We start from the raw sequence: 24,938 nt of genomic DNA on the forward strand, positions 1-24,938 counted from the left end.
CAGCCCAGGAAATCACATGGCAGCCACTTTATTGGATGTTTGCGCCGTGGTGCCGGCGGCCGGATTTGGCCGCCGTATGCAAACGGAATGTCCTAAGCAATATCTCTCGATCGGCAATAAAACCATCCTCGAACACTCGGTCTTTGCGCTGCTGGCAAATCCGCGCGTGACCCGCGTGATTATCGCCATCAGCCCTGGCGACCGCCGCTTTGCTCAACTTTCTCTGGCGCAGCATCCGCAAATCACCGTCGTCGACGGGGGAAATGAACGCGCAGATTCAGTATTGGCTGGCCTTCAGGCCGCCGGAGACGCCGACTGGGTGCTGGTGCATGATGCGGCGCGTCCCTGTCTGCATCAGGATGATTTAGCGCGCCTGCTTGCGCTTAGCGAAACCAGCCGTATCGGTGGGATCCTTGCCGCGCCGGTTCGCGATACCATGAAGCGCGCCGAACCGGGTAAAGTGGTCATCGCCCACACCGTCGAGCGCAACGATTTATGGCATGCGTTGACGCCGCAATTTTTCCCTCGCGAGCTGCTGCATGATTGTCTGATGCGCGCGCTGAACGAAGGGGCGACGATCACTGATGAAGCCTCGGCGCTGGAATATTGCGGCTTCCATCCACAGTTAGTTGAAGGACGGGCTGATAATATCAAAGTGACCCGTCCGGAAGATTTAACGCTGGCTGAGTTTTATCTGACCCGAACGACCCACCAGGAGAATTTGTAATGCGAATTGGACACGGTTTTGACGTACACGCCTTTGGCGGGGAAGGCCCAATTATCATTGGCGGCGTGCGCATTCCTTATGAGAAGGGGCTGCTGGCGCATTCTGATGGCGATGTTGCGCTCCATGCGCTCACCGACGCGCTGCTTGGCGCTGCTGCGCTGGGTGATATTGGCAAACTGTTTCCGGACACGGACCCGACATTTAAAGGCGCGGACAGTCGCGAGTTACTGCGCGAAGCGTGGCGTCGCATTCAGGCCAAAGGTTACGTCCTGGGGAATGTCGATGTGACTATTATTGCTCAGGCGCCGAAGATGTTGCCGCACATCCCGCAAATGCGTGTGTTTATCGCAGAAGATCTCGGTTGCCATATGGATGACGTGAACGTGAAAGCCACCACCACGGAAAAACTGGGGTTTACCGGGCGTGGAGAAGGGATTGCTTGCGAAGCGGTGGCGTTACTGATTAAGGCCGCGAAATGACAGCGTTTGAAAATCTCACCTGGCTCCTCGGAAAACCGCAAAGTCGCGGGCTGCTGAAAGCCAATCCGGAAGATTTTGTGGTGGTCGAAGATTTAGGTTTCGAACCCGATGGCGAAGGTGAACATGTTCTGGTGCGTATTCTCAAAAATGGCTGCAATACCCGTTTTGTCGCTGACGCACTGGCGAAATTTCTAAAAATTCATGCCCGTGAAGTAAGCTTTGCCGGGCAAAAAGACAAACACGCCGTCACGGAACAGTGGCTGTGCGCCCGCGTGCCGGGCAAAGAGATGCCCGACCTCAGCGCCTTCCAGCTTGAAGGCTGCAAGGTGCTGGAATATGCGCGTCACAAGCGCAAGCTACGCTTAGGCGCGCTGAAGGGCAATGCGTTCACCCTGGTGCTGCGTGAAGTCAGCCATCGTGAGGACGTGGAATCGCGCCTGCAGGCGATCGCCGTAAGCGGTGTGCCGAACTATTTTGGCGCCCAGCGTTTTGGTATTGGCGGCAGCAACCTGCAAGGCGCATTGCGTTGGGCCGAAAGTAACGCACCGGTTCGCGATCGCAATAAACGCAGTTTTTGGTTGTCGGCGGCCCGCAGTGCGTTGTTTAATCAAATTGTCAGTGAACGCCTGAAAAAAACAGACTTTAATCAAGTTGTTGACGGCGATGCGCTACAATTAGCGGGACGCGGAAGCTGGTTTGTCGCCACACAAGAAGAACTGGCGGAATTACAGCGTCGCGTCGATGCAAAAGAACTGATGATAACGGCTTCGCTCCCGGGCTCTGGCGAATGGGGGACGCAGCGTGACGCGCTGGCGTTTGAACAGTCTGCGATTGCGGAAGAAACGGCACTGCAATCGCTGCTGCTGCGTGAAAAAGTGGACGCGGCGCGAAGAGCGATGCTGCTCTATCCACAACAATTAAGCTGGAACTGGTGGGATGATGTCACCGTCGAGTTGCGCTTCTGGCTACCGGCGGGAAGTTTTGCCACCAGCGTTGTGAGGGAACTGATCAACACAATGGGTGATTATGCGCATATTGCTGAGTAACGATGATGGGGTCCATGCACCCGGTATACAAACGCTGGCGAAAGCCCTGCGGGAGTTTGCTGACGTACAGGTCGTCGCCCCGGATCGAAACCGCAGTGGCGCGTCGAATTCGCTGACGCTTGAATCTTCTCTCCGTACATTCACCTTTGAAAACGGTGATATCGCCGTGCAGATGGGAACGCCGACCGACTGCGTCTATCTGGGGGTCAATGCGCTAATGCGCCCGCGCCCGGATATCGTGGTTTCGGGCATTAACGCCGGCCCCAATCTGGGCGACGACGTTATCTATTCCGGTACCGTCGCCGCCGCGATGGAAGGGCGTCATCTTGGCTTTCCGGCGCTCGCCGTGTCGTTAGACGGTCATCAGCATTATGAAACCGCAGCGGCGATAACGTGCCAGATTTTGCGGGCATTGCGTCGCGAACCGCTGCGTACCGGGCGCATTCTGAACATCAATGTGCCTGACTTGCCGCTGGATCAGATCAAAGGGATCCGCGTGACGCGGTGCGGCAGCCGTCATCCGGCAGACAAGGTGATCCCGCAGGAAGATCCACGTGGCAATACGCTCTACTGGATTGGTCCGCCGGGCGGTAAATGCGATGCCGGACCCGACACCGATTTTGCCGCCGTGGATGAAGGCTATGTTTCCATTACTCCGCTGCATGTGGATTTAACGGCGCACAGCGCGCATGATGTGGTTTCCGACTGGCTGGAAAGCGTGGGAGTTGGCACGCAATGGTAAGCAGACGCGTACAGACACTTCTTGATCAATTGCGCGCACAGGGAATTCGCGACGAGCAGGTGCTGGATGCTCTTGCTGCGGTGCCGCGTGAAAAATTTATTGATGAAGCGTTTGAACATAAGGCCTGGGACAATATCGCACTGCCGATAGGTCAGGGGCAGACGATTTCGCAACCGTATATGGTGGCGCGAATGACGGAACTGCTCGAACTGACGCCGCAGTCGCGGGTGCTGGAAATCGGCACCGGTTCCGGGTATCAGACGGCGATACTGGCGCATCTGGTCCAACAGGTTTGCTCAGTAGAACGCATTAAAGGCCTGCAATGGCAGGCGCGTCGTCGCCTGAAGCAACTGGATTTACATAATGTTTCAACACGTCACGGTGATGGATGGCAAGGCTGGCAAGCGCGAGCGCCGTTTGACGCTATCATTGTGACGGCAGCACCGCCGGAAATTCCGACCGCGTTGATGACGCAACTGGATGAAGGCGGCATTCTCGTTCTGCCCGTGGGGGATGAGCACCAGTATTTGAAGCGGGTGCGTCGTCGGGGCGGCGAATTTATTATCGATACCGTGGAGGCCGTACGTTTTGTTCCCTTAGTGAAAGGGGAACTGGCGTAAGACACCGTTCCGAATACCTGGAGTTTTCCTGGATATTCTGGAACCAGTCAGCGTATCGTGGTCACATTTTCCAGTGTCCACCGGGTGCCTTGCACGGTGATACATCACTGGTTGTTAACCAATTTTTTCCTGGGGGATAAATGAGCACGGGAAGCCCAACATTCACCGTTAGCCGCATCGCGGCATTGTCACTGGTTTCGCTCTGGCTGGCTGGTTGTACAAATACTTCAAATCCGCCAGCGCCTGTTAGTTCAGTTGATGGCAGTGCGCCTGCGAACACCAGTTCTGGCATGCTAATCACGCCTCCACCGAAAATGGGGACGGCGACCGCCGCCCCGCAGACACCGCAAATTCAGCCGGTGCAACGTCCGACCACACAGCCGACGTCGATCCAGCCAGTGGCTGAAAAGCCGGTTCAGATGGAAAACGGGCGTATTGTTTACAATCGTCAGTATGGGAACATTCCGAAAGGCAGCTACAGCGGCGGAAGTACATACACCGTCAAAAAAGGCGACACGTTATTTTATATCGCCTGGATCACCGGGAACGATTTCCGCGACCTTGCGCAACGCAATAATGTGCCTGCCCCGTACAGTCTGAATGTCGGGCAAACGCTCCAGGTGGGCAATGCGTCAGGTACACCGATTACCGGTGGAAACGCGATCACCCAGGCGGATGCAGCAGAGCAAGGAGTTGTGACCAAACCTGCACAAAATTCCGCCGTCGCTGTTGCGTCGAAACCGACAATTACGTATTCTGAGGACTCAGGTGAACAAAGTGCTAACAAAATGTTGCCGAACAACAAGCCTGCTGGGACAGTTGTCACAGCGCCCGTAACGGCTCCAGCGGTTAGCACAACCGAATCGACTGCAAGCAGTACGTCTACCAGTTCGCCAATCTCCACATGGCGCTGGCCGACTGACGGCAAGGTGATCGAAAACTTTGGGGCTTCCGAAGGGGGCAATAAAGGTATCGACATTGCAGGCAGTAAGGGACAGGCTATTACCGCGACCGCTGATGGGCGCGTCGTCTATGCCGGTAACGCACTGCGTGGTTACGGTAATCTTATTATCATCAAACATAACGATGATTACCTGAGCGCCTACGCCCATAACGATACGATGCTGGTCCGGGAACAACAAGAAGTGAAGGCGGGGCAAAAAATAGCGACCATGGGTAGCACCGGAACCAGTTCTACACGCTTGCATTTTGAAATTCGTTACAAGGGGAAATCCGTAAATCCGCTGCGCTATTTACCGCAGCGATAAAGTGGCGGAACCAGGCTAACACTTGAGTTCCGTCAAGGGATCACGGGTAGGAGCCACCTTATGAGTCAGAATACGCTGAAAGTTCATGATTTAAATGAAGATGCGGAGTTTGATGAGAACGGAGTTGAGGTTTTTGACGAAAAGGCCTTAGTTGAAGAGGAACCCAGTGATAACGATTTGGCTGAAGAAGAGCTGTTATCGCAGGGGGCCACACAGCGTGTGTTGGACGCGACTCAGCTTTACCTTGGTGAAATTGGTTATTCGCCACTGTTAACAGCCGAAGAAGAAGTCTATTTCGCGCGTCGCGCACTGCGTGGAGATGTCGCCTCTCGCCGTCGGATGATTGAAAGCAACCTGCGTCTGGTGGTGAAAATTGCCCGCCGTTATGGCAATCGTGGTCTGGCGTTGCTGGACCTGATTGAAGAGGGCAATCTGGGACTTATCCGTGCCGTCGAGAAGTTTGACCCGGAACGCGGGTTCCGTTTCTCAACATACGCAACCTGGTGGATTCGCCAGACGATTGAACGGGCTATCATGAACCAAACCCGTACCATTCGACTGCCGATTCACATTGTTAAAGAGCTGAACGTCTATCTGCGTACCGCACGCGAGTTGTCCCATAAACTGGACCACGAACCGAGCGCGGAAGAAATCGCCGAGCAACTGGATAAACCGGTTGATGACGTTAGCCGCATGCTTCGTCTTAATGAGCGCATTACCTCGGTGGACACCCCGCTGGCTGGCGATTCCGAGAAAGCGTTGCTGGACATCCTGGCCGATGAGAAAGAAAACGGCCCGGAAGATACCACGCAAGATGACGATATGAAGCAAAGCATCGTCAAATGGCTGTTCGAACTGAACGCTAAACAGCGTGAAGTGCTGGCACGTCGTTTCGGTCTGCTGGGGTATGAAGCGGCGACACTGGAAGATGTGGGCCGGGAAATCGGTCTTACACGTGAACGTGTTCGTCAGATTCAGGTTGAAGGTCTGCGTCGTCTGCGTGAAATTCTGCAGACGCAGGGGCTGAATATCGAAGCGCTGTTCCGCGAGTAAGCGAGCGTCCGGCAAGACCCTCACAGGGTCTGTCAACAATCTGAGGCCAGTCGAGAGACTGGCCTTTTTCGTGGTCAATGACGAGCGCTATTCCATCATCTTCTTGACCAGTTGCGTGAACAGCTCGCGCTCTTTATTGCTCAGCCGCCCTAAAAATTCTTCATCGACGCCATTTCCGAGCGATATTTTCGTGTTTAGTAAAGCTTCGCCTTCCGGCGTGAGAAACACAAAGCGGCGACGTTTATCGGCCGGATCGTGTTCACGTCTCACCAGATTGCGGCTTTCCATGCGACTCAGCATTTCCGCCAGCGTCGCTTTGGTACTCACCGCCACTTCCGTGAGTTCAACCTGCTCAATGCCAGGATGCTCGGCAATGGAGCGCATGACGGCGTACTGGGGTTTAGTCAGCTCTGGCAACGCCTGCTGCCAGCGTGCGGTATGCTTCTGAAAAAGCTGACGTAGCAAGTGAAATGCTTCGTTTCGTAACTGCATGAAAACCCCATCTTAAAAAGCGTGTCCTCCATGATAGCCACAATGGGGGACATTTTTAATCCTTCATTTTTAAGCATTGAGTGCTGTCGTATACGAACAATATTGTTTGCCATGTCTTTATGCCGTAGCCTGTTAAAATAACGTTCGCATACGAACAAGTTTAGGGTGAAGCATGAGACTGATTGTAGGAATGACCGGCGCGACAGGGGCACCGCTGGGCGTCGCGCTATTACAGGCGCTGCGTCAAATGCCGGAAGTGGAAACCCATCTGGTGATGTCGAAGTGGGCCAAAACGACCATCGAACTTGAAACATCTTACAGTGCGCGTGAGGTCGCCGGACTGGCTGATTACTGTCATAACCCGGCCGATCAGGCCGCTACCATCTCATCAGGCTCGTTTCACACCGATGGCATGATCGTTATCCCTTGCAGCATGAAAACGCTGGCGGGGATTCGGGCGGGATACGCAGAAGGGCTGGTAGGGCGTGCTGCTGACGTGGTGCTGAAAGAAGGGCGCAAATTAGTGCTGGTACCGCGTGAAATGCCGCTTAGTACGATTCATCTGGAAAACATGCTCGCTCTTTCTCGCATGGGGGTGGCGATGGTACCGCCCATGCCCGCGTTCTATAACCATCCTCAGACCGTTGAAGACATCACGCAACACATTGTGGCGCGTGTGCTGGATCAGTTTGCGCTTGCGCATCCACTTGCGCGTCGCTGGCAGGGGTTGTCACAGGCACAGAATTTTTCACAGGAGAATGAATAATGGCATTTGATGATTTACGCAGCTTTTTACAGGCGCTCGACGATCAGGGGCAACTGCTGAAAATTAGTGAGGAAGTGAACGCCGAGCCCGATCTGGCGGCGGCTGCCAACGCTACCGGACGTATCGGCGATGGCGCGCCGGCATTATGGTTCGATAATATTCGTGGGTTTACCGATGCCCGCGTGACCATGAACACCATCGGCTCCTGGCAAAACCATGCGATTTCGTTAGGTTTACCGCCGAATACGCCAGTGAAAAAGCAGATAGAGGAATATATTCGCCGCTGGGAGCATTTCCCGGTAGCACCGGAGCGCCGGGCGAATCCAGCATGGGCAGAAAACAGCGTGGATGGTGAGGCGATCAATCTGTTCGATATTTTGCCGCTGTTTCGCCTGAATGACGGTGATGGAGGCTTTTATCTGGATAAAGCTTGCGTGGTCTCCCGCGATCCGCTGGATCCGGATAACTTCGGCAAGCAGAACGTCGGCATTTACCGTATGGAAGTGAAGGGCAAGCGCAAGCTTGGCTTACAGCCAGTACCGATGCACGATATCGCGCTGCATTTACATAAAGCGGAAGAGCGCGGGGAAGATTTGCCGATTGCGATTACGCTGGGCAACGATCCGATCATCACGCTGATGGGGGCGACGCCGCTGAAGTACGATCAGTCGGAATATGAGATGGCCGGGGCGCTGCGCCAAAGCCCTTATCCCATCGCCACCGCACCGTTGACGGGGTTTGATGTGCCGTGGGGATCGGAGGTGATTCTGGAAGGGGTGATTGAAAGTCGTAAACGAGAGATAGAAGGACCGTTTGGCGAGTTTACCGGCCACTACTCTGGTGGCCGTAACATGACCGTGGTGCGCATTGATAAGGTGTCGTATCGCACGAAACCAATTTTTGAATCACTCTATCTCGGTATGCCGTGGACGGAAATCGACTATCTGATGGGGCCGGCAACCTGTGTGCCACTCTATCAACAGTTGAAAGCAGAATTCCCGGAAGTGCAGGCGGTTAATGCCATGTATACCCACGGACTGCTGGCGATCATCTCAACCAAAAAACGCTACGGCGGTTTTGCCCGCGCGGTGGGACTGCGTGCGATGACCACGCCGCATGGCCTGGGTTATGTGAAGATGGTGATTATGGTCGATGAAGATGTCGATCCGTTCAATCTGCCGCAGGTGATGTGGGCGCTATCGTCAAAAGTGAATCCGGCAGGCGACCTTGTACAGTTGCCGAACATGTCGGTACTGGAGCTGGATCCGGGTTCCAGCCCGGCGGGGATCACCGACAAGCTGATCATTGATGCGACCACGCCGGTTGCGCCAGATAATCGCGGCCACTATAGCCAGCCGGTGTGCGATCTACCTGAAACCAAAGCCTGGTCTGAAAAGCTGACCGCCATGTTGGCCAACCGTAAATAAGGAGTAACCGATGATTTGTCCACGTTGTGCCGATGAACAGATAGAAGTGATGGCGACTTCGCCAGTAGAAGGCGTCTGGACGGTGTATCAGTGCCAGCATTGTCTGTACACCTGGCGTGATACCGAACCGTTACGCCGCACCAGCCGTGAGCACTATCCGGAGGCGTTTCGTATGACGCAGAAAGATATTGATGACGCGCCGATGGTGCCGAGCATTCCGCCGCTGTTGTAAAAAAAAGCCCGGAGGCGTCTTCGCCTTACCGGGCGATAATATCGTGCGCTTTGTTTTGCCGGGTGGCGCTGCGCTTACCGGGCCTACAAAAACGGTAGGCCCGGTAAGCGCAGCGCCACCCGGCGGAAGACCGCAGAGAACTAAACCAGACTCTTCAGCCGGTAGATCCACTCCAGCGCCTGACGGGGCGACAGAGAATCGGGGTCAAGGTTTTCCAGCGCTTCAACGGCAGGAGAGGTCTCTTCGGGGACTGAGAGCAACGACATCTGCGTACCATCCACTTGCGTAGCTGCGGCGTTGGGTGAAATACTTTCCAGCTCGCGCAGTTTCTGGCGGGCGCGCTTGATAACGTCTTTGGGAACACCCGCCAGTGCTGCGACGGCCAGGCCGTAGCTCTTGCTTGCCGCGCCGTCCTGTACGCTGTGCATAAAGGCGATGGTATCGCCGTGTTCCAGCGCATCCAGGTGGACGTTGGCTACCCCTTCCATTTTTTCCGGCAACTGCGTCAGTTCGAAGTAGTGCGTTGCGAATAGCGTCAGCGCTTTAATCTTATTCGCCAGATTTTCCGCGCATGCCCAGGCCAGCGATAGACCATCGTAAGTGGAGGTCCCACGGCCAATCTCATCCATCAACACCAGACTGTTCTCCGTGGCGTTATGCAGGATATTGGCGGTTTCGGTCATCTCGACCATGAATGTAGAACGTCCAGAGGCCAGGTCGTCCGCCGCGCCGACACGGGTAAAAATACGATCGACAGGGCCAATTTCCACTTTCTGTGCCGGGACATAGCTGCCGATATACGCCAGTAGCGCAATTAATGCCGTCTGGCGCATATAGGTACTCTTACCGCCCATGTTTGGCCCGGTGATTATCAGCATTCTGCGTTGCGGCGAGAGGTCCAGCGGGTTGGCAATAAACGGCTCGTTCAATACCTGTTCCACCACCGGATGGCGGCCTTCAGTAATATGAATGCCGGGTTTATCGCTAAAGGTTGGACAGGTGTAGTTCAGCGTACAGGCACGCTCGGCAAGGTTCACCAGCACGTCGAGTTCCGCCAGCGCGTTAGCGCTCTGTTGCAATTCCGCCAGATGTGGCAGCAGCAGATCGAACAGTTCGTCATAAAGCTGTTTTTCCAGCGCCAGCGCTTTGCCTTTGGAGGTCAGAACCTTATCTTCATACTCTTTAAGTTCAGGGATGATGTATCGTTCGGCATTTTTCAACGTCTGACGACGAACGTAGTTGATGGGTGCCAGATGACTTTGCCCACGGCTAATCTGGATGTAATAACCGTGGACGGCGTTGAAGCCAACCTTTAGGGTATCCAGTCCGGTACGTTCACGTTCGCGAATTTCCAGCCTGTCGAGATAGTCGGTTGCGCCATCGGCCAGCGCCCGCCATTCATCAAGCTCTTCATTGTATCCCGGAGCGATCACGCCGCCATCGCGGACCAGCACTGGCGGTGCCTCGATAATTGCGCGCTCAAGCAGTTCACGCAGCTCAGTGAATTCGCCCATTTTTTCGCGCAGCGTCTGTACGGGGGCGCTGTTCACCGATTCCAGTTGAGCGCGTAACGCCGGCAACTGCTGGAAGGCGTGACGCATACGGGCGAGATCGCGCGGGCGGGCAGTGCGCAGCGCCAGACGGGCAAGAATACGTTCCAGATCGCCGACCTGACGCAGTACGGGTTGCAGTTCGCTGGTGGCGTCCTGTAACGATCCTATGGTCTGTTGGCGTTCAGTCAGGATTTTCGTGTCACGCACCGGCATGTGTAACCAGCGTTTAAGCATACGGCTGCCCATCGGCGTTACGGTGCAGTCGAGCACCGAGGCCAGCGTATTTTCCACACCGCCTGCCAGATTCTGGGTGATCTCCAGATTGCGGCGCGTCGCGGCATCCATAATGATGCTGTCCTGCTGACGCTCCATGGTGATAGAGCGAATATGCGGCAGGGATGTGCGCTGCGTATCTTTAACGTACTGCAACAGGCAGCCCGCGGCGCACAGTCCGCGTGGGGCATTTTCAACGCCGAAGCCAATCAGATCGCGGGTCCCGAACTGTAGGTTCAGTTGCTGACGCGCGGTATCAATTTCAAATTCCCATAGCGGGCGGCGGCGTAATCCGCGACGACCTTCAATGAGCGCCATTTCGGCGAAATCTTCTGCATACAGCAATTCGGCCGGATTGGTGCGCTGCAGTTCGGCAGCCATCGTTTCGCGATCGGCCGGTTCGCTCAGGCGAAAACGACCGGAACTGATGTCCAGGGTGGCATAACCGTAACCTTTACTGTCCTGCCAGATGGCAGCCAGAAGATTGTCCTGACGCTCCTGTAACAGCGCTTCATCGCTGATGGTACCTGGCGTGACGATGCGCACGACCTTACGCTCAACCGGGCCTTTACTGGTCGCCGGATCGCCAATCTGTTCGCAAATGGCGACAGATTCTCCCTGATTGACCAGTTTGGCGAGATAGTTTTCAACCGCATGATGGGGAATGCCCGCCATCGGGATAGGTTCGCCTGCGGAGGCGCCCCGCTTCGTCAGTGAAATATCAAGCAATTGCGACGCACGTTTCGCATCGTCATAAAAGAGTTCATAGAAGTCGCCCATGCGGTAGAAAAGCAGGATCTCCGGGTGCTGAGCTTTCAGCTTGAGATACTGCTGCATCATCGGAGTGTGGGAGTCGAGGTTATCGATTGTACTCATGGAGTTGTGTCCAGTTCCCTGAATGTAAATGGATTGCGATCTTTTTCGTTTTCGTTGTTATCACATAAGGGGCACATGATAACGGAGATACGCATTTCAAGGAAAGTGAGGATCGTCGACTTCTCGATCCTCTTTGCATTTCAGAATGTTACACGGATTGTGATTGTCGCATTTCTGAACGCCGATCGTGTAATACGGCATAAACAAACGCTGCGATAAAGAAAAGCGTAAACAACACGACGATCGTAGGGGCGGGGGCGCTGTCGAGGAAAAAAGAGAGATAAACGCCCAAAAATGAGGTGAGCACCGCGAGTCCTGTCGCCAGTAGCAGCGCCCGGGCAAAGCGTCGGGTGAGCAACACAGCAATCGCACCTGGGGCTATCAGCAATGAGATCGACAAAATGATCCCAACCGATTTCAGCGTGGCTACGATGGTTAATGCAATCATGCACAGTAATCCATAATGTAACAACGTCGTGTTAAGCCCACTGGCTTTCGCCTGGTGCGGATCGAAGGCGTGGAGCAGCAGATCTTTCCATTTCAGGGTGATGATGAGCGCGATTGCGAGGGCGATCAGCGCCGTTTGCAGAATGTCGTTGAGCGAGATGCCCAGCATGTCGCCGAACAGGATGTGGTCGAGATGAACCTCTGACTGGATGGAGACATAAAGCACCAGCCCGGCGCCAAACATCCCGGAGAAGACGATCCCCATGATGGTGTCGCGTTTGATCCGGCTATTGTCGTCGAGATAGCCGGTCGCGATGGCGGAGAACAGGCCTGCGATAAATGCACCGATCGCCAGCGGAATACCGACGATATACGCCAGCACAATGCCCGGAAAGACCGCATGGCTCATGGCATCCCCCATTAATGCCCAGCCTTTCAGGACCAGAAATACCGACAGTAAGGCGCAAGGAATCGCCACGATGGCAGAAATGGTAAGCGCGTTCACCATAAAGTCGAACTGGAAAGGTTCCAGTAACGTGTTTAAGGACATGACGGCTCCTTACTGCGTGCTCGACGACGATTCGCCAGCAAACCGTGTTTGGGGGCGAAAACGAATGTCAGCAGGAACAATAACGTTTGCAGGACCACGATAATCCCGCCGGTGGCCCCGTCGAGCCAATAGCTGAGCCAGGCACCGAAGAAGCTGGTCAAGCTGCCTATTGCGACGGCGAGGATAAGTAAACGCGGAAAGCGGTCGGTCAACAGCCAGGCGGTGGCTCCAGGCGTCACCACCAGGCAGATAACCAGAAATGCGCCTACGGTTTGTAGCGCGGCAACAGTAGAGACTGACAGCAGGGTGAAAAAGAGCAGCTTCAGACGCCCCGGATTCAGGCCAATGGATCGGGCATGGTTTTCATCGAAGAAGGTCACCATTAAATCCTTCCACTTCAGCAACAAAATGAGCAGGGAAACCACTCCGATAATAGCCAGTTGCACGATATCTTCCGGCGCAATGGCCAGAACATTGCCGAGAATGATGGTCTGAATATTTACCGACATTGGGTTGAGTGACACCATAAACAGCCCAATACCAAAAAATGACGAGAAGATCAGGCCAATAATGGCGTCTTCCTTTAGTCGCGAGCGCTGGTTCAGAAACAGCATGCTGCCTGCCGCCAGGCCACCGGAGAGAAAAGCTCCAAGCGAGAAGGGGATACCGAGCATATAAGCACCCGCGACGCCCGGCACTATGGAGTGCGAGAGCGCATCGCCAATCAGCGACCAGCCTTTCAGCATTAAATAGCAGGAGAGAAAGGCGCACAGGCCGCCAACCATCGCGGAAACCCACATTGCATTGAGCATGTACTGATAACCAAAGGGTTCTGTCAGCCAGTTCATGATGACTCTCCACTTCCCGTGGCGCGGCGGGAGATAAACGGACGCTCGTCGTCGGTAATGATGTGTTCTTCGCCACCGCGGAGCGCAACATGACGCAGCACGCCGCTGAAGGCTAATTCGAGGTTGGCGGCGGTAAAGGTGGTTTCCGTCGGCCCGCTTGCCAGTACGGTGCCTTTGATCATCACCGTATAATCGCAAAACTCGGTGACGGAACCGAGATTATGGGTGGAGACCAGCATTGTACGCCCCTCGTCACGCAGTTCCCGTAACAGTGCGATAATGCGGGCCTCGGTTTTGACGTCCACGCCGGTAAAGGGTTCATCTAACAGAATGACCTGACCATCCTGGGCGATAGCTCTGGCGAGAAAGACGCGTTTTTTTTGCCCGCCAGAAAGCTCACCAATCTGGCGATGACGATACTCCAGCATATCCACGCGCGCCAGCGCCGCATCTACACTGGCATGATCCTGCGCTTTCGGGCGACGCAGCCAGCCCATATGTCCATAGCGGCCCATCATCACCACATCTTCCACCAGCACCGGAAACGACCAGTCCACCTCTTCGGATTGTGGAACATAAGCAATGCGGTTTTGCTTCAGCGCATTGTTCACCGGTTGTTGCAGGATGGATATTTCCCCACCCGCAAGACGGACAAAGCCCATCAGTGCTTTGAACAACGTCGATTTTCCTGAACCATTCACCCCCACCAGCGCGGCGATAGAACCGCCCGGCACCTGAAAGCTTGCATCGCGTAGCGCGGTATGACCATTGCGATACGTCACCGTTACCTGATTCACGGTAATCGCGGATTGATTCATTGTTGACTCCTCAGACCGTCATTGATGCCGCTCACGATGGTTTCGGTCGTCACACGTAGCAGGTCGAGCCAGGTGGGGACGGGGCCATCAGCGGCACTCAGTGAATCGACATACAGCACGCCGCCGTAGTGTGCGCCAGATTCCCGTGCAACCTGACGGGCTGGTTTATCGGACACCGTACTTTCGCTGAATACGGTCGGGATCTGATGCGTTCTGATCGCATCGATAACGTTACGGACCTGTTTTGGCGTTCCCTGCTGATCGGCATTGATCGGCCAGAGGTAAAGCTCTTTCAGGCCGTTATCACGGGCGAGATAAGAAAACGCCCCTTCACTGGTCACCAGCCAACGCTTATCGGCAGGAATGGCCGCCAGCGCCGCGCGTAAGGGTTCCATCGTCTGGCGGATCTGTGTTTTATAACGTTCCGCATTCTTCTGATAGGTTTCAGCGTTCGCCGGATCGTACTTCGTCAGCGCATCGCGGATATTGTCGACGTAAATCAGCGCATTTTCTTCCGACATCCAGGCGTGAGGGTTGGGTTTACCGCGGTACGGACCCTCGCTGATGCCCATCGGTTTAATGCCGTCGGAAACGGTTACCTCCGGTACGCCCGACAAATTCTGATAGAAACGGGCAAACCACAGTTCCAGATTCAGCCCGTTAGAGAGAATGAGTTGTGCGCCCTGAGCTCGTTTGATGTCACCAGGCGTGGGCTGGTATTCATGAATTTCAGCGCCGGGTTTGGTGATGGAACTGACCTCTGCGGCATCACCCGCCACGTTTTGCGCCATGTCAGCGATGACCGTGAAAGTGGTAACGACTTTAAATTTCTTGTCGGCATACGCTGGTGATAATGCGAACACGCTCAGCAGGACAAGCAGCAGCGATGACCTCAGGCGGGGCAGGTGAGACATAGTATCCCTCATAAAGAAATGGTTAATTATTCATCGAATATAGCCTTTGCTATGTTATATAGCACAAGGTATACATAAAGATAGGGTTAAATGAAAATTATTCTTATTTGAAGGCTGAAAAGTGTCACCTTCGGGTGATAGTGCCGGGGGAATTTAAGTTGTAGAATAAATGCACTTTAACGTTGTGGAGGCGCAGAATGTCCGGTAAGCGTATCGCCCGCGAAAAACTGACGATTAAAAAGATGATCGCGCTGTATGAGCGTCAGTGCCCGCAGGCTGTTGACGAGCCGGGACATTACGATGCGCTGTATGCCTATGCGCAAAAACGCCTGGATAAGTGCGTATTTGGTGAGGAAAAACCAGCCTGCAAGCAGTGCCCGGTTCACTGCTATCAGCCTGCAAAACGGGAAGAGATGAAGCAGATCATGCGCTGGGCGGGGCCGAGAATGCTCTGGCGGCATCCGGTCCTGACGGTTCGTCATCTTATCGACGATAAACGTCCCGTCCCGGAACTGCCGGAAAAATATCAGCGTAAGAAGTGACGTGCCGGATGACGGCTTGCGCCTTATCCGGCCTGGAAGAGTGCGGTTGCTTTAGCCGATCCCGGACTAATAAGACGCCATCAGGCAAAGCAGCTTAAACCAGCGCGTCTTTATCGATCCCTAATCGTTTCATGCGCGACAGCAGCGTTGTACGTTTAAGCCCCAGACGCTGAGCCGCCCCTTTCGGGCCCGCCACCACGCCGTTAGTCTCTTTCAACACCCGCATAATAAGCTGATATTCATCTTCACCCTCCTGCGCGACTTCAGTGGCAACAGACGGTTCAACGGGGGAGAGTATGCCGATATCCGGCAATGAAAGTTGCAGCACACTTCCCCGCGTCAACAGCACGGCGCGCTCGATCACGTTCTCCAGTTCGCGGACATTGCCCGGCCACTCCATATTACTGAGGGTACGCAGGGTTTCGGCCGGGATGCTGTCGATGTTGCGTCCCAGGCGTCGGGCAATTTTGAAGGTGAACGCTTTGACCAGCAGCGGAATATCTTCCGGGCGCTCACGCAAGGGGGGAAGCTGGATAGGGAAGACGTTGAGGCGATAATAGAGGTCGCTGCGAAATTCGCGGTCTTCAACCATTTTTTTCAGGTTGCGGTTGGTGGCGGCAATCAGCCGTACGTCGGTCTGGATCAGTTTATTGCTACCCAGACGTTCAAACTCTTGTTCCTGTAAAACACGAAGAAGTTTCGGTTGTAATTCCAGCGGCATATCGCCAACTTCATCAAGGAATAATGAGCTTTTATCCGCCAGCTCGAAACGGCCAATGCGCTGTGCGCTGGCTCCGGTAAAGGCCCCGCGCTCGTGACCGAACAGGTCGCTTTCCAGAAGTCCGGCGGGCATCGCCGCACAGTTCATTTTCACCATCCGCCGTGCATTACGCCCGCTCAGATTGTGAATTGCGCGGGCAATCAGTTCCTTTCCGGTACCGGTTTCACCGAGGATCAGCACGGTACTGTCGCTTTGCGCGACCATCTCGACCTGTTTGAGCACGCTGTACATGGCGTCGCTGCGGCCAATGATTTCACCAAACTCACTGTCGACATTATTGAGTTGCTCGGTGAGCGCCAGGTTTTCATCCACCAGCCGTTCTTTCAGGCGATGAATTTCCTGATAGGCGAGCGCGTTATCCACGGCGATAGCTACGCGCTCGGCAATCTGGCGCAACAGTTTCAGGTTGGCGGTGGTAAAGACCTTCTCTTCACACTGCGCCAGTTTTAACACCCCAAGCATAGTGTTGCCGGACATCAGCGGGAGCAGGCAAAGCGTCTGGATCTGATTCCCCCATGTTTCAAACAGCATACGTTCATAAGGCGCCAGCGCATCGCGTTCGTTCAGGTTAATCAGCAGCATCTCTTTGCTTTTAAACACCTGTTCCGTCAGGGTGCCCGCTTCATCCACTTCGCTCTGTTCATGGGCGGGATGATTTTCATCAAGATAGTGGGTGGAGTAGATGCTGAGCTTATTTTTACGGTGGCTGCGCAGGACAATGCTGATGTCGTCGATATTGAAATAATGGTGAATTTCTTTCGCGACTTCGCTGACCAGTTCATCCATATCGAGCCGTGAAAGCACGGCGTTTGTGATGGCGACCAGAATGCGAAAGTTGTCGCGTTCGCGGCACAAGAGATCGTAATCGACATTGTTCGTCACTCGACTCTGGATTTGCTCCGCCACTACGCTGACAATCTGGGTGAAGGTTTGCAGGCGCTCGTACTCTTTTTCACTCCAGAGGCGATCTTCATTACGGATAAACTCACAGCCGCCGAAAATACGCCCGTCCGCCGCCAGCGGCAGCAGACAGTAATGGCCAAATGGCGCGTAAAGTCCGTCGGCAGCCAGTTGCGGCCAGGTTTCTATAAACTCCTGGTAATTGCAGTGCAGCGCGTCCGGGCGAGACAGGATACGGCGGACCGGACCGTGCGCCAGAACCGTTTCATCTTCGTAGACGACGGGGTTGCCATTCTCATGCGAGGCGTACCGGGACGCGCGCTGCGTTTGAGCTTGCCACAATACGATTGCCGCGCTGTCGGCAAGCGCTGACCGCTTTACCAGTTGCGAAAGCGCCTCACTTAACGATTGAAGGTCGGGCTGCTGTAATAATGTGCGAGTGATGTCGAACAATCCTTGCTGCCCGAGATCGCTCATCGGTGTATACGACATATTGCTTTTCCAGGAAAGCACCACAGTGCGGTGCGAAAAAGAAACTAAATTAGATAGTGATACTCAACTTCCGCCGGATGGCGGAAAAATAGCCTTATCCGGCCTACGGTTCGAACAGTTTGTGTGAGCTGTATAACGGCGAGAACGCCTTATTCGGGCAACAGTTCCACAAATGATGTAGGCCGGATATGGCGAAGGCGCCACCCGGCATGATTACAGAATTAACAAATACGTGGCAGCGGTTCGGCATGGGGTAAATCCAGCGTGCGTTTGACGCCATAAAGACCTGCCAGACGCACGCCTTTACGTTCGACGACTTCACCAATTAATGCCGCATCACGCCCCAGCGGATGAGCGTGCAGCGCGGCCAGCACTTGTTCTGCCGCCTGACGTTCAACGGCAATCACCAGTTTGCCCTCGTTAGCAAAGTTGAGTGCATCCAGACCCAGTAGTTCACATACTCCACGAACGGCAGGCTTCACGGGAAGTGCGGATTCGGACAATTCAATTCCGCAACCGCAGGCGGCGGCAAACTCATGGGCGACCGCATTAACGCCGCCACGGGTGGCGTCACGCAGCGCTTTTACGCCAGCGATATCGCGCAGCGACTGAATCAACGGCGTCAGGACCGCACAGTCGCTGACCAGCTCACCGTCCAGCCCCAGTTGTTCGCGCAGATTGAGAATGGTTGCGCCGTGATCGCCAAGCGTCCCGCTGACCAGCAGCACATCGCCGACAGACAGGGTTTGCGCGCCCCAGTGAATATTGGCCGGAATCGCCCCCATTCCTGCGGTATTGATAAACAGTTTATCTGCCGCGCCGCGCTGAACGACCTTGGTGTCGCCGGTGACGATGGCGATGTTGGCCTCGCGTGCGGTCGCCGCCATGCTGTTAACCACGGTTTTCAGCGTCTCCATTGGCAGGCCTTCTTCGAGGATAAAACCGCAGGAGAGATAACGTGGGATCGCACCGCTTACCGCAACGTCATTGGCCGTACCGCAGATTGCCAGCTTGCCGATATTACCGCCGGGGAAAAAGAGCGGATCAATGACGTAGCTGTCGGTGGAGAACGCCAGACGATCGCCTTCGGCAACCAGTTGCGCCAGTTCAAGACGGGCCTGGTCTTCTTGCTCCGCCAGCCACGGGTTGGCAAAGGCCTCCATAAACAGGCTATTGATTAGCTGTTGCATGGCCTGCCCGCCGCTGCCGTGGGCGAGTTGTACGCTGTTCATGCTTCACACTCCTGCTGACGATACTGATACCAGGCGGCACATGCGCCTTCTGAAGAGACCATCAGTGCGCCGAAGGCGGTCTCCGGATTACAGGTCTTGCCAAACAGCGGACACTGGTGCGGCTTACATTTTCCGGTTAATACTTCACCGCAACGGGCGCGCGGATCGTCGTAAACCTGCTGCGGTGCCGGGCGGAAATGCGCCTCCGCATCAAAGCGTTGATAATCGGGCGTCAGATGTACGCCGGACGATTCAATCACACCCAGACCGCGCCATTCGCTGTCGCCGGTGACGCAAAATACCTCAGCAATGGCTTGCTGCGCTAAAGGGTTACCGGCATCCGGCACCACGCGGCGGTACTGGTTTTCAACTTTGCTGTGGGCCGCTATTTTCTGCTCAACCAGCATCACGACGCCTTGCAGTAGATCAAGAGGTTCGAATCCGGCGACCACCAGCGGGCGATGAAATTCACTGGCAATAAAATCATAGGCATCGGTGCCGATCACCATGCTGACATGGCCCGGGGCGATGAACGCGTCGATGCCGTTATCGGGTTGCTCCAGCAGGCTGCGCAGGGTAGGAATGAGCGTGATGTGTTGGCAGAAGAACCAGAAGTTCTGCACGTCGCGCTGTTTCGCCTGTTGCAGCGTAATGGCAGTCGTTGGCATGGTCGTTTCAAAGCCGAGACCGAAAAAGACGACTTTGCGTGTGGGGTTTTCCTGCGCCAGTTTGAGCGCATCCATCGGCGAATAGACGATGCGGACATCCGCGCCACGGGCTTTCGCCTGTAATAGCGACCCCTGTTTTCCCGGTACGCGCATGGCGTCGCCAAAAGTACAGAAGATAACCTCCGGATGGCTGGCAATTTCCACACAGCTGTCGATACGTCCCATTGGCAGCACACAGACCGGGCAGCCTGGGCCGTGAATAAATTCCACGTTGTCCGGGAGCAACTGGTCGAGCCCAAATTTGAAGATCGCGTGGGTATGCCCACCGCAGACCTCCATAATGCGCAACGGACGTTCGGCGGTATACGGGAGATGGGCGGCGCGTTCACGCAGGTGTTCAATGAGTTGCATCACCTGTTCCGGCGCGCGGTATTCGTCAACAAAACGCATTATTTTTCCTCGCCATACAGCAAAGCGCCGACGTCCGGCTCAACATCAAACATGTTCTGGAGCGCATCGAGGGTATCGCGCGCTTCGGCTTCGTTAATCACGCTCATGGCAAAACCGACGTGGACCAGCACCCACTGGCCCAGACGGGGTTCTCCGTGCTCATCGCAACTGCCGACCAGCGTCAGATCGACGTCGCGCTGGATGCCGCAAACGTCGACTTTCGCCAGGTTACCTTCAATGGTGCGAATCTGGCCGGGAACGCCTATGCACATCGCTGCGTCTCCAGCCAGTTCAGCCACTGATCCATCCCTTCGCCGCTGGTGGCGGAAATCAGGATGATTTCAATGTCCGGGTTCACTTCCCGGGCGCTGGCAATGCATTTCTCAACGTCGAAATTCAGGTATGGCAGCAGGTCGACTTTGTTGAGCAGCATCAGTGAGGCGGCGGCAAACATATGCGGGTATTTCAGCGGTTTGTCTTCGCCTTCAGTGACAGAAAGCACAGCCACTTTATGGCGTTCGCCGAGATCAAAACTCGCCGGGCAGACGAGGTTACCGACGTTTTCAATAAACAGAATCCCGTTATCAGAAAGCGGCAGGCGCGGCGCGGCATCGGCAATCATTTGCGCGTCAAGGTGACATCCCTTGCCGGTATTGACCTGAATGGCCGGTGTGCCGGTGGCGCGAATGCGCGCAGCATCGTTGACCGTCTGCTGGTCACCTTCAATGACCGCACACGGCACGCTGTCTTTGAGCTTCATCAGCGTTTCGGTGAGCAGCGTGGTTTTACCGGAACCCGGACTGGAGACGAGATTGAGCACCAGATGCTGACGCGCGGCGAAACGGGCGCGGTTACGCTCCGCCAGACGGTTGTTTTTATCCAGTACATCGATTTCGACTTCCAGCATCCGACGCTGGCTCATGCCCGGCGCATGGGTTCCGGCTTCGCCGTGACCGTAGTGCAGATCGCCTTCGTCGGTCTGGCTTGGGGTGAAGTCAGACGTTTTAATGCCAGTAATATTCAGCGCCGGGCGAGCAGCCGGGGCAAAAGGGGCGCTACGAAAGGCCGAATGAGGGTTATGCTCATCACCCTCGATATAAAGGTTGCCTTCAGCGCAACCGCATGTTGTACACATCGCTCACTCCTGATCTATTTCTATTCGTCGAATCTGTAATCCGTCATCGGCCACGATCCTCAGCGTGTCGCTGTTGCATTGCGGGCAGCGGCGTACACGTTGTGTCAGTAATGTGACGTATTGTTGACAGGATTCGCACCAGCATTCGGCTTCTTGTTCTTCAAGGTGCAGTTTACAACCTTCCGCAACGGTGCCACGGCATACCAGATCAAAACAAAAGGAGAGAGCGCTGGTTTCAACGCAAGAAAATGCGCCAATTTTGAGCCAGACCCCAGTTATCCGTTTTGCGCCATGCGCGACGGCCTGCTGTTCGATCAATTCCAGTGTCCGCTGGCAAAGGGTAATTTCGTGCATATCGCCTCCCGATGTAATGGGCAGGGATAAGCAATAACTATGCCAGCCTGAAATTTGCCGCGGTTTGCTGATGACGACAATGACGAAATGACATGTCATCAGCGCGTCGAAATCCGTTATTTATTTTTAATTTTTCGTAAAAACAAATGGTTAAAAAGTGGCATGGAAAATGCTTATGGCTGGCTATCTCTGTTTAACAGGTAACCTGACATGACTATTTGGGAAATAAGCGAAAAAGCCGACTACATTGCGCAGCGGCATCGTCGCCTACAGGACCAGTGGCATATTTACTGCAACTCGCTGGTTCAGGGGATCACCCTGTCGAAAGCGCGCCTGCATCACGCGATGAGCTGTGCGCCGGATAAGGATCTCTGCTTCGTTCTGTTCGAACACTTTCGTATCTACGTCACGATGGCGGATGGTTTTAACAGCCACACCATTGAGTATTACGTCGAAACAAAAGATGGCGAAGATAAACAACTGATTGCCCAGGCGCAGTTGAGCATTGAAGGCCTGGTGGACGAGCAGATCAGCAACCGCGATCGCGAGCAGGTGCTGGAACACTATCTCAATAAAATCGCCAGCGTTTACGACCGTCTGTATGCCGCGGTTGAGACCGGTTCGCCAGTCAACCTGAGCCAACTGGTGACCGGACAACACCCGGCGGTTTGAACGCGGGGCGCTGCCCGTTTTGCGTCGTGATGCCGTCTTTGGCGTCATCACGGGGATTTAAGGGACTGACGTGTCGATAAGTGTCGAAACTGACATTTCATCGGCATGTTTTCGTCAAAAATGACTATCACCTGAGGAATGCCTGGTGAATCGTTTTGTAATTGCTGACTCCACGCTCTGTATCGGCTGCCACACCTGTGAGGCCGCCTGTTCAGAGACGCATCGCCAGCACGGCCTGCAGTCTATGCCGCGTCTGAAAGTGATGCTGAATGAAAAAGAATCTGCGCCGCAGCTTTGTCACCACTGCGAAGATGCCCCTTGCGCCACGGTGTGTCCGGTTAACGCGATTAACCGGGTGGATGGTGCCGTACAGCTCAATGAAAGTTTGTGCGTGAGCTGCAAACTGTGTGGTATCGCCTGTCCGTTTGGCGCCATTGAATTTTCCGGCAGCCGTCCGCTGCATATCCCCGCGAATGCCAACACGCCGAAAGCGCCGCCTGCGCCGCCCGCACCCGCTCGCGTCAGTACGCTGCTTGACTGGGTTCCGGGCGTACGTGCCATCGCGGTGAAATGCGATCTGTGCAGCTTTGATGAGCAGGGGCCAGTCTGTGTGCGGATGTGTCCAACCAAAGCCCTGCATCTGGTGAACAACATGGATATTGCCCGGGCCAGCAAACGTAAACGTGAGCTGACGTTCAATACCGATTTCGGCGATCTCACCTTGTTTCAGCAGGCTCAGCGTGGGGAGGCAAAATGAGCGCAATTTCACTGATCGTAAGCGGCGTCGCCTGGTTTGCCGCCACTGCCGTGCTGGCCTTTCTCTTCTCATTTCATAAAGCGCTGAGCGGCTGGGTCGCCGGCGTAGGGGGCGCGGTTGGCAGTCTGTGTACCGCCGCTGCGGGTTTTACCGTACTGCTGAATGCTGTGGCAGTTAGCGGCGTGATGCCGTTTATCGGGCATGGTATGCAGGTTACCCCCCTTAACGCCATCTGGCTGATTACTTTGGGCCTGTGCGGGCTGTTTATCAGTCTGTACAACATCGACTGGCATCGTCATCCGCAGGTGAAGGCGAACGGTCTGTTGGTGAATTTGCTGATGGCCGCAGCGGTATGTGCCGTTGTCGCCAGTAACCTGGGCACACTGGTCGTCATGACGGAAATTATGGCGCTGTGCGCCGTGTTCCTGACTGGTTGCAGCAAAGAGGGCAAATTGTGGTTCGCGCTGGGGCGTCTTGGTACGCTTCTGCTGGCGATCGCCTGTTGGCTGGTGTGGCAACGCTACGGCACGCTGGAATTGCGTCTGCTCGATCTGCGCACCCAGCAACTGCCGCTCGGTTCCGACATCTGGCTGCTCGGCGTGGCGGGCTTTGGTCTGCTGGCCGGGATTATTCCGCTGCACGGATGGGTGCCACAGGCACATGCGAACGCCAGCGCCCCGGCGGCGGCGCTGTTCTCCACGGTGGTGATGAAAGTTGGCCTGCTCGGCATTCTCTCGTTATCGCTGATTGGCGGTAATGCGCCGCTGTGGTGGGGCGTGTTGTTGCTGATTCTTGGCATGATCACGGCATTCGTCGGCGGGCTATATGCGCTGATGGAACACAACATTCAACGTCTGCTGGCGTATCACACGCTGGAAAACATCGGCATTATCCTGCTCGGTCTCGGCGCTGGCGTGACCGGTATCGCCCTTAATCAACCCGTATTGATCGCGCTTGGCCTGACCGGTGGGCTCTATCATCTGGTTAACCACAGCCTGTTCAAAAGCGTGCTGTTTCTCGGTGCGGGCAGCATCTGGTTTCGCACAGGTCATCGCGATATCGAAAAATTGGGCGGCATCGGCAAACGCATGCCGGTCATTTCCATTGCGATGCTGGTGGGTTTGATGGCGATGGCTGCACTGCCGCCGCTGAATGGCTTTGCCGGTGAGTGGGTTATCTATCAATCCTTCTTCAAACTGGGTAACAGCGGCGCGTTTGTGGGACGTCTGTTGGGACCATTACTGGCGGTAGGGCTGGCGATTACGGGCGCGCTGGCGGTGATGTGTATGGCGAAAGTCTATGGCGTCACCTTCCTGGGCGCGCCGAGGACTAAAGAGGCGGAAAACGCCTGCTGTGCGCCGCTCCTGATGGGCGTCAGCGTGGTCGCATTAGCCATTTGCTGTGTGCTGGGTGGGGTAGCCGCGCCGTGGTTGTTGCCGCTGCTGGCGTCTGCCGTGCCGTTGCCGCTGGAAACTGCCAACACCATGGTTTCACAACCGATGATCACCCTGCTGCTGGTAGCCTGTCCGCTGTTGCCGTTCATCATCATGGCGATGTTCAAAGGCAATCGCCTGCCATCACGGTCACGCGGTACGGCCTGGGTCTGTGGCTACGACCATGAACAGTCGATGGTCATTACCGCGCATGGTTTCGCGATGCCGGTGAAAGAGGCCTTCGCGCCGGTTCTCAAACTGCGTAAATGGCTTAACCCGGTATCGTTGATTCCGGGCTGGCAGAGTGCGGCCGCACCGGTTCTGTTCCGCCGCCTGGCGCTGATTGAACTGGCGGTGCTGGTGGTGATTGTGATTTCACGAGGAGCCTGAG

The 24,938-nt window shown here is 55.2% G+C and carries 27 protein-coding genes; 14 read left to right on the forward strand and 13 right to left on the reverse strand.

Annotated elements, in window-relative coordinates:
• The first annotated feature begins 16 nt into the window (after positions 1-16).
• From ispD to pcm, 5 genes are read left to right on the forward strand one after another with little or no spacing between them, the layout of a single operon-like run.
• The gene (ispD, locus tag WB371_RS09230) at positions 17-727 is read left to right on the forward strand and encodes a 2-C-methyl-D-erythritol 4-phosphate cytidylyltransferase (RefSeq protein ID WP_336219762.1); all 711 of its coding nucleotides are present in this window, start codon (positions 17-19) and stop codon (positions 725-727) included.
• Positions 727-1,206 carry a 2-C-methyl-D-erythritol 2,4-cyclodiphosphate synthase gene (ispF, locus tag WB371_RS09235; RefSeq protein WP_336219763.1) on the forward strand — a complete coding sequence of 160 codons (480 nt, stop codon included), beginning with the start codon at positions 727-729 and terminating at the stop codon, positions 1,204-1,206. Before ispD ends, ispF begins: the two co-directional genes overlap by 1 nt.
• Positions 1,203-2,252 (forward strand): tRNA pseudouridine(13) synthase TruD, encoded by a 1,050-nt coding sequence (gene truD, locus WB371_RS09240; RefSeq protein WP_336219764.1) that lies wholly within the window; start codon positions 1,203-1,205, stop codon positions 2,250-2,252. Before ispF ends, truD begins: the two co-directional genes overlap by 4 nt.
• A complete protein-coding gene (gene surE, locus WB371_RS09245; protein ID WP_336219765.1) occupies positions 2,233-2,994 on the forward strand; it encodes a 5'/3'-nucleotidase SurE in 762 nt (253 codons plus the stop codon). Before truD ends, surE begins: the two co-directional genes overlap by 20 nt.
• Positions 2,988-3,614 carry a protein-L-isoaspartate O-methyltransferase gene (gene pcm, locus WB371_RS09250; RefSeq protein WP_336219766.1) on the forward strand — a complete coding sequence of 209 codons (627 nt, stop codon included), beginning with the start codon at positions 2,988-2,990 and terminating at the stop codon, positions 3,612-3,614. The genes surE and pcm overlap by 7 nt, the downstream gene beginning before the upstream one ends.
• Before the next feature lie 61 nt (positions 3,615-3,675).
• Here the strand turns inward: pcm and WB371_RS09255 are convergent, their stop codons facing one another.
• Positions 3,676-3,906 (reverse strand): hypothetical protein, encoded by a 231-nt coding sequence (locus tag WB371_RS09255; RefSeq protein ID WP_420704037.1) that lies wholly within the window; start codon positions 3,904-3,906, stop codon positions 3,676-3,678.
• Between WB371_RS09255 and nlpD the strand changes: the two genes are divergently transcribed.
• Together nlpD and rpoS are read left to right on the forward strand one after the other, a co-directional pair.
• Positions 3,800-4,882, forward strand: a complete 1,083-nt coding sequence (nlpD, locus tag WB371_RS09260; RefSeq protein ID WP_336219767.1) for a murein hydrolase activator NlpD — start codon at positions 3,800-3,802, stop codon at positions 4,880-4,882. The genes WB371_RS09255 and nlpD overlap by 107 nt on opposite strands.
• A gap of 60 nt (positions 4,883-4,942) precedes the next feature.
• On the forward strand, positions 4,943-5,935 hold the full coding sequence (gene rpoS / locus WB371_RS09265) for an RNA polymerase sigma factor RpoS (protein ID WP_336219768.1): 993 nt from the start codon (positions 4,943-4,945) through the stop codon (positions 5,933-5,935).
• An 87-nt stretch (positions 5,936-6,022) separates the two neighbouring features.
• On the opposite strand, the gene WB371_RS09270 is transcribed toward rpoS, so the two are convergent.
• A complete protein-coding gene (locus tag WB371_RS09270) occupies positions 6,023-6,427 on the reverse strand; it encodes a MarR family winged helix-turn-helix transcriptional regulator (RefSeq protein WP_336219769.1) in 405 nt (134 codons plus the stop codon).
• 172 nt (positions 6,428-6,599) lie between these two features.
• On the opposite strand from WB371_RS09270, the gene WB371_RS09275 reads away from it, so the two are divergent.
• Genes WB371_RS09275 through WB371_RS09285 form a run of 3 tightly spaced genes read left to right on the forward strand, consistent with a single transcriptional unit; the run spans position 6,600 to position 8,852 of the window.
• Positions 6,600-7,193: a non-oxidative hydroxyarylic acid decarboxylases subunit B gene (locus tag WB371_RS09275; RefSeq protein ID WP_336219770.1), complete on the forward strand. Its 594-nt coding sequence runs from the start codon at positions 6,600-6,602 to the stop codon at positions 7,191-7,193.
• Positions 7,193-8,620: a non-oxidative hydroxyarylic acid decarboxylases subunit C gene (locus tag WB371_RS09280; RefSeq protein ID WP_336219771.1), complete on the forward strand. Its 1,428-nt coding sequence runs from the start codon at positions 7,193-7,195 to the stop codon at positions 8,618-8,620. Before WB371_RS09275 ends, WB371_RS09280 begins: the two co-directional genes overlap by 1 nt.
• A gap of 10 nt (positions 8,621-8,630) precedes the next feature.
• Entirely contained in the window at positions 8,631-8,852 is a 222-nt protein-coding gene (locus tag WB371_RS09285) for a non-oxidative hydroxyarylic acid decarboxylases subunit D (protein ID WP_336219772.1), read from the forward strand.
• A 140-nt stretch (positions 8,853-8,992) separates the two neighbouring features.
• On the opposite strand, the gene mutS is transcribed toward WB371_RS09285, so the two are convergent.
• The 5 genes from mutS to WB371_RS09310 all read right to left on the reverse strand — a co-directional run bounded on the left by mutS (position 8,993) and on the right by WB371_RS09310 (position 15,131).
• A complete protein-coding gene (gene mutS, locus WB371_RS09290) occupies positions 8,993-11,554 on the reverse strand; it encodes a DNA mismatch repair protein MutS (RefSeq protein ID WP_336219773.1) in 2,562 nt (853 codons plus the stop codon).
• A gap of 148 nt (positions 11,555-11,702) precedes the next feature.
• The gene (gene sitD / locus WB371_RS09295; RefSeq protein ID WP_336219774.1) at positions 11,703-12,551 is read right to left on the reverse strand and encodes an iron/manganese ABC transporter permease subunit SitD; all 849 of its coding nucleotides are present in this window, start codon (positions 12,549-12,551) and stop codon (positions 11,703-11,705) included.
• Positions 12,542-13,399: an iron/manganese ABC transporter permease subunit SitC gene (gene sitC / locus WB371_RS09300; protein WP_336219775.1), complete on the reverse strand. Its 858-nt coding sequence runs from the start codon at positions 13,397-13,399 to the stop codon at positions 12,542-12,544. The genes sitD and sitC overlap by 10 nt, the downstream gene beginning before the upstream one ends.
• A complete protein-coding gene (gene sitB / locus WB371_RS09305; RefSeq protein WP_336219776.1) occupies positions 13,396-14,217 on the reverse strand; it encodes an iron/manganese ABC transporter ATP-binding protein SitB in 822 nt (273 codons plus the stop codon). Before sitB ends, sitC begins: the two co-directional genes overlap by 4 nt.
• Positions 14,214-15,131 carry a metal ABC transporter substrate-binding protein gene (locus tag WB371_RS09310; RefSeq protein WP_336219777.1) on the reverse strand — a complete coding sequence of 306 codons (918 nt, stop codon included), beginning with the start codon at positions 15,129-15,131 and terminating at the stop codon, positions 14,214-14,216. Before WB371_RS09310 ends, sitB begins: the two co-directional genes overlap by 4 nt.
• 197 nt (positions 15,132-15,328) lie before the next feature.
• Here WB371_RS09310 and WB371_RS09315 point away from each other — a divergent pair, with 197 nt between their 5' ends.
• Positions 15,329-15,673: a nitrous oxide-stimulated promoter family protein gene (locus tag WB371_RS09315; protein ID WP_336219778.1), complete on the forward strand. Its 345-nt coding sequence runs from the start codon at positions 15,329-15,331 to the stop codon at positions 15,671-15,673.
• Between the two features lie 94 nt (positions 15,674-15,767).
• Here WB371_RS09315 and flhA read toward each other — a convergent pair whose 3' ends face one another.
• The 6 genes from flhA to hypA all read right to left on the reverse strand — a co-directional run bounded on the left by flhA (position 15,768) and on the right by hypA (position 21,685).
• Positions 15,768-17,846 carry a formate hydrogenlyase transcriptional activator FlhA gene (gene flhA / locus WB371_RS09320; protein WP_336219779.1) on the reverse strand — a complete coding sequence of 693 codons (2,079 nt, stop codon included), beginning with the start codon at positions 17,844-17,846 and terminating at the stop codon, positions 15,768-15,770.
• A gap of 221 nt (positions 17,847-18,067) precedes the next feature.
• Positions 18,068-19,078 carry a hydrogenase maturation carbamoyl dehydratase HypE gene (gene hypE, locus WB371_RS09325; RefSeq protein ID WP_336219780.1) on the reverse strand — a complete coding sequence of 337 codons (1,011 nt, stop codon included), beginning with the start codon at positions 19,076-19,078 and terminating at the stop codon, positions 18,068-18,070.
• On the reverse strand, positions 19,075-20,196 hold the full coding sequence (hypD, locus tag WB371_RS09330; RefSeq protein WP_336219781.1) for a hydrogenase formation protein HypD: 1,122 nt from the start codon (positions 20,194-20,196) through the stop codon (positions 19,075-19,077). The genes hypE and hypD overlap by 4 nt, the downstream gene beginning before the upstream one ends.
• Positions 20,196-20,468: a hydrogenase 3 maturation protein HypC gene (hypC, locus tag WB371_RS09335; RefSeq protein ID WP_042999584.1), complete on the reverse strand. Its 273-nt coding sequence runs from the start codon at positions 20,466-20,468 to the stop codon at positions 20,196-20,198. Before hypC ends, hypD begins: the two co-directional genes overlap by 1 nt.
• On the reverse strand, positions 20,459-21,331 hold the full coding sequence (gene hypB, locus WB371_RS09340) for a hydrogenase nickel incorporation protein HypB (RefSeq protein WP_336219782.1): 873 nt from the start codon (positions 21,329-21,331) through the stop codon (positions 20,459-20,461). Before hypB ends, hypC begins: the two co-directional genes overlap by 10 nt.
• A gap of 3 nt (positions 21,332-21,334) precedes the next feature.
• Positions 21,335-21,685: a hydrogenase maturation nickel metallochaperone HypA gene (gene hypA / locus WB371_RS09345; RefSeq protein ID WP_336219783.1), complete on the reverse strand. Its 351-nt coding sequence runs from the start codon at positions 21,683-21,685 to the stop codon at positions 21,335-21,337.
• Between the two features lie 210 nt (positions 21,686-21,895).
• Between hypA and hycA the strand changes: the two genes are divergently transcribed.
• From hycA to hycC, 3 genes are all read left to right on the forward strand, one after another.
• Complete coding sequence (gene hycA / locus WB371_RS09350) at positions 21,896-22,357, forward strand: formate hydrogenlyase regulator HycA (protein WP_336219784.1); 462 nt, start codon at positions 21,896-21,898, stop codon at positions 22,355-22,357.
• 145 nt (positions 22,358-22,502) lie between these two features.
• Positions 22,503-23,114 carry a formate hydrogenlyase subunit HycB gene (hycB, locus tag WB371_RS09355; RefSeq protein WP_336219785.1) on the forward strand — a complete coding sequence of 204 codons (612 nt, stop codon included), beginning with the start codon at positions 22,503-22,505 and terminating at the stop codon, positions 23,112-23,114.
• Positions 23,111-24,937 (forward strand): formate hydrogenlyase subunit 3, encoded by a 1,827-nt coding sequence (gene hycC / locus WB371_RS09360; protein WP_336219786.1) that lies wholly within the window; start codon positions 23,111-23,113, stop codon positions 24,935-24,937. Before hycB ends, hycC begins: the two co-directional genes overlap by 4 nt.
• Position 24,938 lies beyond the last annotated feature (1 nt).

The sequence above is a fragment of the Citrobacter amalonaticus genome (genome assembly GCF_037053465.1).
Lineage (GTDB): Bacteria > Pseudomonadota > Gammaproteobacteria > Enterobacterales > Enterobacteriaceae > Citrobacter_A > Citrobacter_A amalonaticus_H.